A 14,772-nucleotide genomic window follows, 5' to 3' on the forward strand; every position below is an offset into this window, starting at 1 on the left:
GGCATTTTTTTGCCGTGCCTACGGCAACTACAGTCTTTTCCTGCACGCTGTGGGGCGACTGTCCCTCTTCTGTTTATTCCCGTTCCTGACTACTGTGTGCAGAAGCTTTCGCGCAGGGAGATTCATGGATGACCGTTCGACCGACCCACACTCTTTTTCCCCATAAACCCGTTCCGGCCTTGCCCGCGCAAGGGCTGATCGGCGTCATTGCGCCCGCAGGCCCCGCTGCGCTGGACACCGATAAGGCCATCAGCTGGATGCGCGCGCGCGGTTACGCGTTGCGGATTTTCCCCGGTGTGTATGAGCAGGATGGCTACCTGGCCGGCAGTGACGACGTGCGGCTCAATGACCTGCACGCCGCGTTCGCGGACAGCGAGGTCGATGCGATCATTTGCCTGCGCGGTGGTTACGGCACGCCGCGTTTGCTCGATCGCATTGATTTCGAACTATTGCAGAACAACGCCAAGCCGTTCATCGGCTACAGCGACATCACCGCGCTGCACATGGCAATCAGCCGTTATGCCGGGTTCGTGACTTTTCATGGCCCGCTGCTCAACGCTGATTTGTTGGGGGACAAGCAAAAACCTACCGAGTCCTCGTTTTTCAATATGCTCAGGGGGCAGGTGAAGGCGGGCAGTGTGTTGACGCACCCGGTGGCTTACCCGTTGACCACAATCGAGCCTGGCATCGCTCACGGGCGCTTGCTGGGCGGTAACCTGTCGATGATTGCCGCGACCATGGGCACGCCTTATGAAATCGAGGCCGAGGGCGTGATCCTGCTTATCGAGGACATCAACGAGCCGTTGTACCGCATTGATCGGCTGCTGACTCATCTGCGGCTCGCAGGCACGCTGGGCAAGTTGCGCGGGGTTCTGGTGGGGGATGTGGCGGGGGTCGATTCGATTGCGCTGGAGCGGTTGCTCAAGCAGACGTTCGAGCCGTTGCGGATTCCGGTGTTGTCGGGGTGGCGTAGCGGGCATTGCGATCCGAACCTGACGTTGCCGATGGGGGCATTGGTCCGGCTGGATGCGGGCAATAAGGAATTGGTGTTGGAGCAGGATGTAGTTATCAAGCGATAGTTCTACAGCGCCTGATAGTCAGTCTTCGCGGGCAAGCCTCGCTCCTACAGGTGTTACATGTTTCCTGTAGGAGCGAGGCTTGCCCGCGAAGCTTTTAGCGGTTACGCAAGCCTTCGAGCAGCTTATGCGTCGGATACCCGTCCGCCGGCCAGCCAAACGACTGCTGGGCGCTGCGGATCGCTTTGCGGGTGTTGGCGCCGATGATGCCGTCGGCGGTGCCCGCTTCGTATTTCTGCGCGCTCAGCAGGTTTTGCAGCTCGATCCGTTCGGTACGGCTCAGCGGCAAATCATCCTTGGGCCAGGTGCCATTGATGAAACCCGCGCCGTTGAAGCGCTCGGACAACAAACTGACGGCCAGCGCATAGGACGACGAGTTGTTGTACTTGAGGATCGCACGGAAGTTGTCGAGCACCAGGAATGCCGGGCCACGATAGCCCGCCGGCAGCAGCAGGGCCGCCGACAGGTGTTCCGAGCCGGCCGGAACCCGGCCGCCGTTAGGCAGCGTGACGCCCAATTGCTGCCATTCGGCGACGCTCTTGCGAATCGAGCCATCGGCCAGCACGTAGTTGAAGCTGCCCGGCAGCTGCACTTCAAAGCCCCATGGCTGGCCTTTCTGCCAGCCAGAGCTTTGCAGGTAGTGCGCGGTCGACGCCAGGGCGTCGGCGGAGCTGCCCCAGATGTCGCGACGGCCGTCGCCATCAAAGTCCACGGCGTGGGTGTTGTAGGTGGTCGGGATGAACTGGGTCTGGCCCATGGCGCCGGCCCAGGAACCGAGCATTTTCTCCGGCGCGATGTCGCCCTGTTGCAGGATCTGCAGGGCCGCGATCAATTGCGCGTGGGCGAAACCAGGGCGCCGGCCTTCGTAGGCCAGGGTCGCCAGGGAGTTGATCACCGACTTGCTGCCCTGAAACTGGCCGAAATTACTTTCCATGCCCCACACCGCGACCAGTGCCTGACGATCGACGCCGTAGCGTTGTTCGATGCTTTGCAGGATGTCGGCGTACTGGCTGACCAGTGCCTGACCTTTGCGCACGCGCAACGGCGACAGGGCGCCATCGAGGTATTCCCACACCGGGCGGGAAAACTCCGGTTGGCTGCGGTCGGCACGGATCACGCTAGTGTCCAGGCTGACATTGGCGAAGGCGCGGTCGAACAGGTCGGCGCGGATGCCGGCGGCCAGCGCATCCTTGCGGAAACCCGCCTGCCATTCGGCGAAGGTCTGGGTCGGCTGGATGTCGAGATTTTCACCGGTCGGCACCACGGGCGGGATCACCGCTGGGGCTGTCGCGACGGGAAGGGTCTGAAGCGGTTGGGCGTCGGCGGCGGTCGGTTTTTCCGCGCAGGCGACAAGCAGAACGAGGCTGGAGGCAGCAATCAATTGGCGCAAATGCCAACGACGGGAAATACAAAGGGGCATGCACGGGTCCAGGGAATACGGATCAGGTGCAGACCTTAACATGTTGAGCGATGGCTTGCCCTTCAGGCCGCCAGAAAGTAAGAAGCCTCCCAGTTGTCAGACTGGAAGGCTTCGCGGCGGTAGCTGCCTTTGCCCTTGCCGGCTCGTTCCTGACGGCTGCGGAACAGTGGCTGGGCGATGATGGATTTGGCCTTGTTGGGGCCATGTTTAGATGGCTTTTTGCTCATGATCTGATCTCTCGATTGAGTGGGGTTTTGCGGGGGGAAATAATCTGCCGAAGTTGGGGTTCTGTCTAGACCCCACATTGCGTAGGACCTTTCGGACGTCTTCGCGGGCAAGCCTCGCTCCTACGGGGTCATCGATTGACTGTAGGAGCGAGCGGTGCGGCGGTCCGACTTGCCCGCGAACGGCCGTTATGCGATTACTCTGCGGGCAACGACAATCTCTGCCCAGCCATCAACAACGACAACCGGCTCAAACTCATCCATGGCGAACCCGCCGCCTGACCTTTGATCTGTGCGTCGATGCGCTGCGCTTCCAACAACAACTGTGCCCAGCGTTGCGCCGAGTAACGTTGCAAGGCTTTGCTCATCAGCGGTTTGCGTTTGTCCCAGACCGGCGGTCGGGCAGAGCTGAAGGCTTTGTCCAGCGGCACGCCCTGGCTGTATTGCAGCGAGAGGTTGGCCAGCAAGCGCAGTTCCCGGGCCAGCGCCCAGAGAATCACCGGCGGTTCGACGCCTTCACCGCGCAGCCCTTCGAGCATGCGCAGGGCGTGAGCGGCTTCGCCGTTGAGAATCGCGTCGGTCAGGCCAAAGACATCGAAGCGCGCGCTGTCTGCCACCGCGGCTTGCACGGTTTCGACGGTAATCTGCCCGCCTTCAGCCATCAGCTTGAGCTTTTCGATCTCTTGCGCGGCCGCCAGCAAGTTGCCCTCGACTCGCGCGGCGATCAGTTCCACGGCGTCCTGGCTGGCGGACAGGCCTGCCTGGGACAAGCGCTGCCGGATCCAGCCCGGCAACTGGCTGGCGTCCACCGGCCAGATTTGCACGAATTGAGTGTGCTGACCTTCGACCAGCGCCTTGCCCCACTTGGTTTTCTGCGCGCTGCCGTCGAGCTTCGGCAGGCTGATCAGCAGCACGGTGTCTTCGGCCGGTCGCGAGCAGTACTCGATGAATGCGGCTGCACCTTTGTCACCGGGTTTGCCGGACGGCAGACGCAGTTCCAGCAGGCGTTTTTCAGCGAACAACGACATGCTTGCGCCGGCTTGCAGCAGCGTTCCCCAGTCGAAACTGGCTTCGGCGGCGAACACCTGGCGTTCATCGAAGCCCTGTTGACGGGCGGCTGCGCGAATGGCGTCGGCGGCTTCCTGACACAGCAGCGGATCGTCGCCACTGATGATGTAGACCGGCGCGAGCGCACCTTGCAGGTGTTTGGCGAGTTGGGCGGGGGCGAGTTTCATAGGCGAGGGCAAACGGGGCGCCTGAGCGCCCCGTAAGTCTTATTGCTGCGGGATTTCGACAGGCGACTGACGCGGCGTTTCCGCTTCAGCCTTTTGCGCTGCTTCCAGTGCCGCGGCTTCAGCCTTGGCCCTGGCTTCGGCAGTCTCTTGCAACTGATCCAGCTGAGATGGCGTGAGCTGTTGCATGCGGATCATCATGCGTTGAACCATTTCACGACGCGTGTCCCTGCGGGCATCGGCGGCTTCCTGGTCGGAACCCACCAGGTTGTTGCCGTCGTGAATGAAGACTCGCTGCGTTTCAATCTTGTCGCTCACCAGCAGCAGGTCGTTCCGACCCAGGATGACGTAGTCGAGCACGGTATTCAGCTCATACTCGCCAGTACGGCCGGCGCCTGCGTAGCTGAGAATGCGCTGGGTTTCTTTTTCGTCGGCCAGCACCAGTTTGTAAGGTGCGCCGCTGTGGACATTGATGCCGCTGTTTTCCATCACCTGACGCATGAGCGTCACGGTTTCACCGTAGGAATTGCGCGCGCTCAGGTCGATTTCCTTGATCGCCATTTCATAGGTGCCGGTGCCGCGCAGCTGGAAACCGCAGGCGCTCAACAGGACCGCGAGGCCCATCACCAGCAAATTGCGTTTGATCATCTTGTTGCTCCCCTTGAAACCATGTGGGCCGATCATGCGGCCCGAAAGGTTTTACTCGGCGCCAGGCTCACCTGGCGCCTGATCCAATTAGCTGGCGACGATATTGACCAGTTTCCCGGGCACTACGATCACTTTACGAATAGTCAGGCCGTCGACAAAACGCAGCACGTTTTCGTTGATGCGGGCAGCGGCTTCGATCTCTTCACGAGTCGCGCTGGCCGGCATTTCGATCTGGCCGCGCAGCTTGCCGTTGACCTGGATAACCAGTGTCAGGCTGTCCTGCACCAGTGCGCTGTCGTCCAGCACTGGCCAACCGGCGTCGATCACCGGATCGGCGTGACCCAGGCGATGCCACAGCTCATGGCTGATGTGCGGGGTGATCGGAGCCAGCAACAGCGTCACGGTTTCCAGACCTTCGTGAACCAGCGCGCGATCCTGTTCGGTCGCTTGCGGGGCTTTTTCCAACACGTTCATCAGCGTCATCACCTGGGCGATGGCGGTGTTGAATTTGTGGTTCTGGCCAACGTCGTGGCTGGCCTGCTTGATGGCCTGGTGGATCGAACGGCGAATGACTTTCTGCTCGTCGTTCAGGCTGGCGATGTCCAGTTTGCCCGGCAGGCCCTGAGTCACGTGGGCCTGAGCCAGACGCCAGACGCGCTTGAGGAAGCGGTGCGAACCTTCTACACCGGAGTCGGACCATTCCGCGCTCATGTCAGGCGGCGAGGCGAACATCATGAACAGGCGGCAGGTGTCTGCGCCGAACTGGTCAATCATCGACTGAGGGTCAACGCCGTTGTTCTTCGACTTGGCCATCTTCTCGGTGCCGCCGATTTCCACCGGCAGGCCGTCGGCGATCAACTTGGCGCTGATGACCTTGGCCTTGCTGTCGCGCTCGAGTTCAACGTCTGCCGGGTTGAACCAGGTGTAAGCACCATTGGCTTCGCGACGATAGTAAGTCTCGGCGATCACCATGCCCTGGGTCAGCAGGTTCTTGAACGGCTCGTTGGAACTCACCAGGCCTTCGTCGCGCATCAGCTTGTGGAAGAAGCGCGCGTAGAGCAGGTGAAGAATCGCGTGTTCGATACCGCCGATGTACTGATCCACCGGCAGCCAATGGTCGGCTGCGGATTTTTCCACCAGGCCGCCTTCATAGTGCGGCGAGGCGTAACGGGCGTAGTACCACGAGGACTCGACGAAGGTGTCCATGGTGTCGGTTTCACGCTTGGCCGGTGCGCCGCATTTCGGGCAAGTGCACTCGTAGAACTCGGGCATGCGGGCCAATGGCGAACCGGCGCCGTCCGGAACCACATCTTCCGGCAGTACGACAGGCAGCTGGTCTTCCGGGACCGGCACGTCACCGCAGGTGCCGCAGTGGATGATCGGGATCGGGCAGCCCCAGTAACGCTGACGGCTGATGCCCCAGTCGCGCAGGCGGAACTGGGTACGCGATGCGCCGAGGTTTTTCTTGATCAGCGCGACTTCGATGGCGTCGAAAGCGCCTGCGAAGTCGAGGCCGTCAAATTCGCCGGAGTTGATCAGCGTGCCGTGTTCGCCGTAGGCGTCTTGCCACGGCGCCGGGTTGGTGTCACCTGAACTGGTGCGCACCACCGATTTGACCGGCAGGTTGTACTTGTGGGCGAACTCGAAATCACGCTCGTCGTGCGCTGGAACCGCCATGACGGCGCCGTCGCCGTAGTGCATCAGCACATAGTTGGCGATCCACACTGGCAGTTTCTCGCCGGTCAGTGGGTGCTCGACGAACAGGCCGGTCGGCAGGCCTTTTTTCTCTTGGGTGGCGACGTCGGCTTCAGCGACGCTGCCGCCCTTGCATTCAGCGATGAACGCTTGCAGCTCGGGATTGTTCTGTGCGGCCAGGGTGGCCAGGTGGTGTTCGGCGGCCACGGCGACGTAGGTCGCGCCCATCAGGGTGTCCGGACGGGTGGTGAAGACTTTCAGCGCGCCGGCTTCGCCGATGGAGTCGACGTTGTACGGGAACTGCACTTCCATGCCGCGGGACTTGCCGATCCAGTTGCGCTGCATGGTCTTGACCTGTTCAGGCCAGCCCGGCAGATCGTCGAGACTCTCCAGCAGTTCATCCGCGTACGCGGTGATCTTGAAGTAGTACATCGGGATTTCGCGTTTTTCGATCAGCGCGCCGGAGCGCCAGCCGCGACCGTCGATCACTTGCTCGTTGGCCAGGACGGTCTGATCGACCGGGTCCCAGTTCACGGTGCCGCTCTTTTTGTAGATCACGCCTTTTTCGAACAGGCGAGTGAACAGCCATTGTTCCCAGCGGTAGTAATCGGGCTTGCAGGTGGTCACTTCACGCGACCAGTCCACCGCCAGGCCCAGGCTGCGCAGCTGGGATTTCATGTAGGCGATGTTTTCGTAGGTCCACTTGGCGGGCGCTACGTTGTTCTTCATCGCGGCGTTTTCCGCCGGCATGCCGAAGGCGTCCCAACCCATGGGTTGCAGGACGTTCTTGCCTTGCATGCGCTGGTAGCGGGAGATCACGTCGCCGATGGTGTAGTTGCGCACATGCCCCATGTGTAGCTTGCCGCTGGGGTAAGGGAACATCGACAGGCAATAGAACGTCTCCTTGCCTGGCTGTTCACTGACTTCAAAGGACTTTTGCTCGTCCCAGAACGACTGGGCGGCGGCTTCGATTTCACGGGGCTGATATTGTTCGTGCATGGCTACTTTTGAACTGAATAGGGGTGGCCTAATCCTCTTCAATGCGACGCTGGACGGTGATCACGCCAAATCGGCGTTTCGGTGCCCAGACGAGCTGGAAGTGGAGTTACAGGAAGCGCCGTAGCATACATGACCGCACTCTACCGAGGGAAACCCTGATTACTGCCGCGCGTCTCGCAGAAATGGCTGCGAGGGCCGTTGGTCGCGGCGTTCAGCCGGTTTGTTCATGGAAGCTAAGCTCTAAATGGGGAGTGAGTCTTATCTTCAATGAGGTGAGGGATGGTTGAGTCACAGCAAAAAGTTACAAAACCAGAGTTGTACGAAAGACTGATCGATCGTCTGGGATTGGCCTTGGACGCGGCAAAAACCGCTGGCCGGTTGCGCGATGAACGTCCCCTGGAGCTGGAACTGCGTGGCCTGAGCCCCGCAGAGTTTGAACTGGTCAAGGCGTATCTGGATCGCAGTGAACGTGAAACACACGGATGCTTGTCAGAAGCAGTGAAGCAACTCGACGCACCACGTTCGGCCAAGATCATCTGGCTCAAGGACAAGGCACCCGGCAAAGACGCGGTAAAGGTCCGGTCTCTGCAATTCAAGTAAGGGCACTTGAACCCATGGCGTGTGGTTTTTTAAAGCATAGTCCTTTCGCATTTGTTGTCGCATTGCGTCAACCCACTTAGGCTTCGAGCATCTTCAGGAGATGCTCGATGCCTTTTCGTTACTTCGTTAAACACCTTCTCATGCCGCCCGGCATTTTGTTGCTGTTGCTGGTGCTTGCCTGGTGGTTTCGCCGCTCAAGACCGCGCCTTGCCGGTGTGTGCTTTGCGCTGGGGGCGGGCGGCTTCTGGCTGATGAGCCTGCCGGTGGCTGTGCAATGGGGCGCCAAAGCCCTGGAGCGCGAGCCGCCGCTGGCTCGCGAGGAGTGGGCAACCCTGGCTCAGCGCGCCGACGCGATCATCGTGCTCGGTGCGGGGCGCGAACGTGGCGACCTGGCCTGGGGCGCGGACCAACCGACCGGTGTCGCGCTGGAGCGCGAACGCTATGCGGCGCGGCTGGCGAAGGCGTCGGGCTTGCCGATCCTGACCAGCGGCGGATTGCATTACGGGACACCACCGAGCGAAGCCAGGTTGATGGCCGATTCGTTGCGCGATGATTTCGGCGTGACCGTGCGCTGGCAGGAAGAGGGCAGCCGCACCACGTGGGAGAACGCTCAATTCAGTGCTGAGGTGTTGTTGCCGGAAGGGGTCAAGCGCGTGGTCGTTGTCACCCAGGCCTGGCACATGCCGCGAGCGGTCTGGAGTTTTCAGAAGGCGGGTTTTGAGGTGGTGGCGGCGCCGATGGGGTTTCTCGGGGTGGATAATGCCCGGCCGTTGGCGGGCTGGGTCCCGGAATTCAAGTCGGTGTGGCAAAGCGGGATGTTGTTGAATGAGGCGGCGGGGCAGGTGGGGTATCCGCTGTTTTACCGATAGCCCAAAACTTGCACATTCCCTATAGGAGCGAGCTTGCTCGCGATGAGTCTGAAAGCGGCGCTTGTTTGCGGCAAACACGCGTCATCGTTCACGTCCATCGCGAGCAAGCTCGCTCCTACAGAGATTCAGACGGTTTTGGCCATCCGGTTCGCGATCAGCGCCCAGCCGAACAACAACACGCACACGATGATCAGCGGCCACGAGCGCCATTCAAGATACGGCGTCAGGTTGTGCATTGGCACCACTTCGCCATACAGAATGCCGCGTTCGAACTGTGGGATCTGGACAGTGATCTGCCCAAACGGGTTGATCAGGCCGGTGACGCCGTTGTTGGTGGCGCGGATCATCCAGCGACCGGCCTCAAGTGCGCGCATCTGCGCCATCTGCAAGTGTTGCAGCGGGCCGATGGAGGTGCCAAACCAGGTGTCGTTGCTGATGGTCAGCAACAGATCGCTGCGAGCGGCAAGGCTGGCGGCGAATTCCGGATAAACCACCTCGTAGCAGATGAACGGCGCAATCTGATAACCCTTGGCTTGCAGCATCGCCTGATCGGCGGGGCCGCGGGCAAAGTCCGACATCGGCAAATCGAAGAAGGCGATCAGCCCGCGCAGCACTTCCTGCAATGGTACGTACTCACCGAACGGCACCAGTTTCTGCTTGAGGTACGTGCCATCGCCTTCTCCCACTACGGTAATGCCGTTGTAGAAGCGTTTCTGGTGGTGAACCTCTTCACGGATCGGTACGCCGGTAATCAGCGCGCTCTTACGTTCCGCGGCGAAGTTTCCCATCATGTTCAGGTAGCCCTGGGCGGACTCCTTGAGCACCGGGACGGCGGTTTCCGGCCAGATCAGCAGGTCGACCGGCTTGGAGCTGAAGCTCATGTCGCGGTACAGCGCCAATTGCGCATTGAGCTGCGCCGGGTCCCACTTCATGCTTTGTTCGATATTGCCTTGAATCGCCGCGACGCTCAGCGGCTCGCCGGCCGGGGTGGTCCAGGCATGGCCCTTGAGTGCGATGCCGGCGACCCAAGGGCCGAGCAACAGCAATACGCCGGCGGCGATGAAGCCTTTACGCCCCGCTTTCACCAGGCGCAAGGCGTTGTAGATCAGTGCGGCGGTCAGGGCCAGGGTAAAGGAAATCAGCCACATCCCGCCCACCGGGGCGAGCCCGGCCAACGGGCCGTCGAGCTGGCTGTAACCGGAGTAGAGCCACGGGAAACCGGTCAGGAACCAGCCACGAAACGCTTCCTGGCCGACCCACAACGCCGCAAATGCCAGGGCATCGGCCAGCGGCGCCTCGTTGCGTCGCAGCCAGCGCGCCCAGATCCAGGCGGGCAGGGCGAAAAACCAGGCAATCGCTGCGGTGAAGAGCAGCATCAGGAACCCGGCCAGCAGCACGGAAGCGCCACCGAAGTTGTGAATGCTGTAGTAGATCCAGCTGGTGCCCGCGCCAAACAGACCAAAACCGAAACACCAGCCACGGCCCAAGGCCTGACGTGGGTTCAGTTCGCGCAAACCGGCATAAAAGAACCCGACCGCCAGCAGTGCCAACGGCCAGATATCGAACGGCGCCAGGGCCAGGGTGGTGAGTGCACCGGCCGCCACGGCCAGCAGGTTACCGGGCCAGCCGGGGCGGGTTACGCGGAGCATGTCAGTCCTTAACGGGCAATAGGTGTCAGGCGCAGCAAATGAATCCGACGACTGTCGGCGTTCAGGATGCGGAAGCGGTAAGGGCCGATTTCAGTGATTTCGTTGCGTTTTGGCAAGTGCCCGAACGCGCTCATCACCAGGCCGCCAACGGTGTCGAATTCATCGTCGGAGAACTCGCTGTCGAAGAATTCGTTGAAGTTCTCGATCGGCGTCAGGGCCTTGACCAGAAAATCACCGCTGGGCAGCGGCTTGATGTAGCTGTCTTCCTCAACGTCATGCTCGTCTTCGATGTCGCCGACAATCTGTTCCAGCACGTCTTCGATGGTCACCAGACCTGCCACGCCGCCGTATTCGTCGATGACGATGGCCATGTGGTTGTGGTTGGCGCGGAATTCGCGCAGCAACACATTCAGGCGCTTGGACTCGGGCACGAAGGTGGCCGGGCGCAGCAGATCCTTGATGTTGAAGCTGTCACCGTTCTCCCTGAGGATCAACGGCAGCAAGTCCTTGGCCAGCAACACGCCCATCACGTCATCGTGGCTTTCGCCAATGACCGGGTAGCGGGAGTGGGCCGAGTCGACCACGGCGGGCAAAAACTCGCGGGGTGTCTGGGTCGCCTTGATGCTGATCATCTGCGAACGCGGGACCATGATGTCCCGTACTTGCAGGTCTGCAACCTGGATGGCGCCTTCGACGATGGCCAGCGCTTCGCTGTCCAGCAACTTGTTTTGATGCGCATCGCGCAGGAGCTCCAGCAGCTCCTGACGGTTCTTCGGCTCGTGGGCAAAAGCCTGGGTGAGCTTACCCAGCCATGACTTCTGCCCGTTGCTCGATCGATCTTCGCTCATAGCGATTACTCTGAATCCTTTGTTGTAACGATAGGGGATGTTTCTGTTTCGTCGTCCGCGTACGGGTCGGGGTAGCCCAACTCAGCAAGCAACGTTCGTTCCAGTGCTTCCATTTCTTCGGCTTCGTCGTCATCTATATGGTCGTAACCCAGCAGATGCAGGCAGCCGTGAATGACCAGATGTGCCCAGTGGGCCTTGGGTTCCTTGCCTTGCTCGGCGGCTTCGCGCTCGACCACCGCCACGCAGATCACCAGATCGCCCAGCAGCGGGATGTCGAGAAACTCGTCAGGCACATCGGCAGGAAACGACAGCACGTTGGTGGCGTAGTCCTTTTGCCGCCAGGTGTGATTCAGCTCGCGCCCCTCCGCTTCGTCGACCAGGCGAATGGTCATTTCGGAGTCGGCGGTGCGCTGGCGCAGGGCCAGTTCACACCATTGGCGGAACTCGGCTTCACTTGGCGCAGATGCTTCGGTGGCCAGTTGCAGATCAAGCTCAAGCATCGCGGCGGCTGTCCTTTGGTGTTTCGTCTGCCCCGCGATTCTCGAAGCGCTCGTAGGCTTCGACGATCCGCTGCACCAGTGGATGGCGCACGACGTCCTTGGGCATGAAATGGGTGAAGCTGATGCCCGGCACGTCTTTCAGCACTTCGATCACGTGGTGAAGCCCGGACTTGGTGCCTTTCGGCAGGTCGACCTGGGTGATGTCACCGGTGATGACCGCAGTGGAACCGAAACCGATCCGGGTCAGGAACATCTTCATCTGCTCGACGGTGGTGTTCTGGCTTTCGTCGAGGATGATGAAGCTGTTGTTCAGCGTGCGACCGCGCATGTAGGCCAGCGGCGCGACTTCGATCACCTGGCGCTCGATCAGCTTGGCGACGTATTCGAAGCCGAGCATTTCGTAGAGTGCGTCGTAGAGCGGACGCAGGTACGGGTCGATCTTTTGCGACAGGTCGCCGGGCAGGAAGCCGAGTTTTTCACCCGCTTCAACCGCCGGGCGCACCAGCAGGATGCGGCGGATCTGCTCGCGTTCCAATGCATCTACCGCGCAGGCAACGGCCAGGTAGGTCTTGCCGGTACCGGCCGGACCGATGCCGAAGTTGATGTCGTTGCCGAGGATTTCCTTCACGTAGCGCAGCTGATTCAAGCCGCGAGGGCGAATCATGCCTTTTTTGGTGCGCAGGGCCACGGAGGGTTCAGACGGCGAAACGTTGTCCAGCTCTTCGACGGCCGATTCCTGCAGGAACAGGTGAACCATGTCCGGCGACAGCTCGGTACCCTTGGTTTCCCGGTACAGGCGGCGCAGGAGGTTTTCCGCGGAGGTGGTGTGTTTGGGGTCGCCGATCAGCTCGAACTGATTTCCGCGGTTGCGGATTTCGATGGTCAGGCGTTGCTCGATCAAGCGCAGGTGCTCGTCGAACATCCCGCACAGATTGGCAAAGCGGCGAGCCTCAAAGGGCTCGAGGATAAAACGATGTGGTTCTATGGGTGCGTTCAAGGTCGTATTTAGCCGCCCTGGGGCAATTAAGATGAAATCAAGGATAACGCCAGTGAGGCGGGTGCGAAAGCTCTTAAATATCTCGACCTGACACACCTCGATTCTGTAGGAGCCGGCTTGCTGGCGATGAAGGATAACGCGGTTTGTCAGGCAGACCGTGGTGCGGCCTTCGCGGGCAAGCCTCGCTCCTACAGGTTTTGTGGTGTCATTGAATTAGAGAGCCGCGCAGCGAGTGCGGTTGTGCCGCATCGATGTGCACGTCGGCGAATTGGCCGATCAGGGTTGGATTGTCGCAGCGGAAGTTGACGATCCGGTTATTCTCGGTCCGGCCCTGCAGCTCGCCAGGGTCTTTTTTCGAGTAATCGGTCACCAGGATCCGCTGGACCGAACCGACCATTTGTCGGCTGATCTCGAAACCTTGCTGGTTCAGGCGATGTTGCAAAGCGTTCAGGCGTTCTTTTTTCAGTTCTTCCGGCGTTTCGTCGGCCAGATCGGCTGCCGGCGTGCCTGGGCGCTGGCTATAGACGAACGAATAGGAGAAGTCGAAACCGACGTCTTCGATCAGCTTCATGGTCTGTTCGAAGTCTTTTTCGGTTTCGCCCGGGAAGCCGACGATGAAGTCCGAGCTGATGCAGATCCCCGGAACGGCGGCGCGCAGCTTGCGCAGTTTGGATTTGTATTCCAGCGCCGTGTGGTTGCGCTTCATCGCCGACAGAATGCGGTCCGAACCCGATTGCACCGGCAGGTGCAGGTGTTTCACCAGCTCCGGTACCTCGGCGTGTGCCTGGATCAGGCTGTCGGAGAACTCCAGCGGGTGCGAAGTGGTGTAGCGGATGCGGTCGATGCCATCGACAGCGGCGACCACGCGGATCAGCTCGGCGAGGTCCGCCAGGCGACCATCGTGAGTGGTGCCGCGATAGCCGTTGACGTTCTGGCCCAGCAACGTCACTTCACGCACGCCGTTCTCGGCGAGGTGGATGATCTCGGCAATCACGTCATCGAACGGGCGGCTGACTTCTTCGCCGCGGGTGTAGGGCACCACGCAGAATGTGCAGTACTTGCTGCAACCTTCCATCACCGACACATAAGCGCTCGGGCCATCGATGCGCGGCTCGGGCAGGTGGTCGAATTTTTCGATTTCCGGGAACGAGACGTCGACTTGCGGCAGCTTGGTGGCGCGGGCGGCGTCGATCATTTCCGGCAGACGGTGCAGGGTTTGCGGGCCGAACACCACGTCGACGTACGGTGCGCGATCGCGGATGGCGGCGCCTTCCTGGCTGGCGACGCAACCGCCGACGGCGATCACCATCTCCGGGTTGGCCAGTTTCAGTTCACGCCAGCGGCCGAGCTGGGAATACACCCGGTCTTGGGCGCGTTCGCGGATCGAGCAAGTGTTGAGCAGGATCACGTCGGCGTCTTCAGCGCGAGCGGTGACTTCCAGGGCCTGATGTTCACCCAGCAGATCAACCATGCGCGAGCTGTCGTACTCGTTCATCTGGCAACCGTGGGTTTCGATGTAAAGCTTCTTGGCCATGGATACAGTCATCACGTGATTCAAAGAACCGCGCATTATAGGGAACATGTCCCAAGGTTCCTACCGTTGCGCGTCCGGTGGCTATGCTATAGTTCGCGCCCTCATTTTTATCCCCCGATGTGTTGCTCGCCCACCATGACCAAACGTGAAGCTCCAATCTACAAGGTGATTTTCCTCAATCAGGGCCAGGTGTACGAAATGTACGCCAAGCAGATCTATCAAAGTGATCTGTGGGGCTTCCTGGAAGTGGAAGAGTTCGTCTTTGGCGAGCGCACGCAAGTGGTCGTCGACCCGAGCGAAGAGAAGCTCAAGGCTCAGTTCGAGGGCGTGGTGCGCAGTTTTGTGCCGATGCATTCGATCGTGCGCATCGACGAAGTCGAGCGTCTGGGCACCCCGAAAATCAGCGAAGCCCGTGGCGCGGTCGGCAATGTGATGCCGTTTCCGATGCCGATGCCTGAGAAGTAAGCCTCAAGACCGGGTC

Annotated in this window: 14 protein-coding genes; 4 read left to right on the forward strand and 10 right to left on the reverse strand. The window is 60.6% G+C overall.

What is annotated here, in order from left to right; genetic code table 11:
* Window positions 1-128 precede the first annotated feature (128 nt).
* Window positions 129-1,079, forward strand: a complete 951-nt coding sequence (locus tag ACM6IO_RS09300; protein ID WP_414911325.1) for a S66 peptidase family protein — start codon at window positions 129-131, stop codon at window positions 1,077-1,079.
* Between the two features lie 94 nt (window positions 1,080-1,173).
* Here the strand turns inward: ACM6IO_RS09300 and ACM6IO_RS09305 are convergent, their stop codons facing one another.
* From ACM6IO_RS09305 to leuS, 5 genes are all read right to left on the reverse strand, one after another.
* Window positions 1,174-2,496 (reverse strand): lytic murein transglycosylase, encoded by a 1,323-nt coding sequence (locus tag ACM6IO_RS09305; RefSeq protein WP_414911326.1) that lies wholly within the window; start codon window positions 2,494-2,496, stop codon window positions 1,174-1,176.
* Window positions 2,497-2,558: 62 nt separating this feature from the next.
* On the reverse strand, window positions 2,559-2,723 hold the full coding sequence (gene arfA / locus ACM6IO_RS09310) for an alternative ribosome rescue factor ArfA (protein WP_008035105.1): 165 nt from the start codon (window positions 2,721-2,723) through the stop codon (window positions 2,559-2,561).
* Window positions 2,724-2,917: 194 nt separating this feature from the next.
* On the reverse strand, window positions 2,918-3,955 hold the full coding sequence (gene holA, locus ACM6IO_RS09315; RefSeq protein WP_226298101.1) for a DNA polymerase III subunit delta: 1,038 nt from the start codon (window positions 3,953-3,955) through the stop codon (window positions 2,918-2,920).
* 39 nt (window positions 3,956-3,994) lie between these two features.
* Window positions 3,995-4,600: an LPS assembly lipoprotein LptE gene (gene lptE, locus ACM6IO_RS09320; protein WP_008044550.1), complete on the reverse strand. Its 606-nt coding sequence runs from the start codon at window positions 4,598-4,600 to the stop codon at window positions 3,995-3,997.
* 87 nt (window positions 4,601-4,687) lie between these two features.
* Entirely contained in the window at window positions 4,688-7,294 is a 2,607-nt protein-coding gene (leuS, locus tag ACM6IO_RS09325) for a leucine--tRNA ligase (protein ID WP_414911327.1), read from the reverse strand.
* A 279-nt stretch (window positions 7,295-7,573) separates the two neighbouring features.
* Between leuS and ACM6IO_RS09330 the strand changes: the two genes are divergently transcribed.
* Both ACM6IO_RS09330 and ACM6IO_RS09335 read left to right on the forward strand, forming a co-directional pair.
* Complete coding sequence (locus tag ACM6IO_RS09330) at window positions 7,574-7,894, forward strand: hypothetical protein (protein ID WP_008044553.1); 321 nt, start codon at window positions 7,574-7,576, stop codon at window positions 7,892-7,894.
* Between the two features lie 107 nt (window positions 7,895-8,001).
* A complete protein-coding gene (locus tag ACM6IO_RS09335; RefSeq protein WP_414911328.1) occupies window positions 8,002-8,763 on the forward strand; it encodes a YdcF family protein in 762 nt (253 codons plus the stop codon).
* A 125-nt stretch (window positions 8,764-8,888) separates the two neighbouring features.
* Here ACM6IO_RS09335 and lnt read toward each other — a convergent pair whose 3' ends face one another.
* The 5 genes from lnt to miaB form a co-directional block, all read right to left on the reverse strand.
* Entirely contained in the window at window positions 8,889-10,412 is a 1,524-nt protein-coding gene (gene lnt / locus ACM6IO_RS09340; protein WP_414911329.1) for an apolipoprotein N-acyltransferase, read from the reverse strand.
* Between the two features lie 8 nt (window positions 10,413-10,420).
* Window positions 10,421-11,260, reverse strand: a complete 840-nt coding sequence (locus ACM6IO_RS09345; RefSeq protein ID WP_008035118.1) for an HlyC/CorC family transporter — start codon at window positions 11,258-11,260, stop codon at window positions 10,421-10,423.
* Window positions 11,261-11,265: 5 nt separating this feature from the next.
* Entirely contained in the window at window positions 11,266-11,760 is a 495-nt protein-coding gene (gene ybeY / locus ACM6IO_RS09350; protein WP_008035119.1) for an rRNA maturation RNase YbeY, read from the reverse strand.
* Window positions 11,753-12,757, reverse strand: a complete 1,005-nt coding sequence (locus tag ACM6IO_RS09355; protein ID WP_032829221.1) for a PhoH family protein — start codon at window positions 12,755-12,757, stop codon at window positions 11,753-11,755. The genes ybeY and ACM6IO_RS09355 overlap by 8 nt, the downstream gene beginning before the upstream one ends.
* A 205-nt stretch (window positions 12,758-12,962) precedes the next feature.
* Entirely contained in the window at window positions 12,963-14,291 is a 1,329-nt protein-coding gene (miaB, locus tag ACM6IO_RS09360; protein ID WP_032832882.1) for a tRNA (N6-isopentenyl adenosine(37)-C2)-methylthiotransferase MiaB, read from the reverse strand.
* A 135-nt stretch (window positions 14,292-14,426) separates the two neighbouring features.
* On the opposite strand from miaB, the gene ACM6IO_RS09365 reads away from it, so the two are divergent.
* Entirely contained in the window at window positions 14,427-14,756 is a 330-nt protein-coding gene (locus tag ACM6IO_RS09365) for a DUF1820 family protein (RefSeq protein ID WP_007894425.1), read from the forward strand.
* Window positions 14,757-14,772: the final 16 nt, after the last annotated feature.

The organism is Pseudomonas sp. IT-P44 (assembly GCF_949768225.1).
GTDB lineage: Bacteria > Pseudomonadota > Gammaproteobacteria > Pseudomonadales > Pseudomonadaceae > Aquipseudomonas > Aquipseudomonas migulae.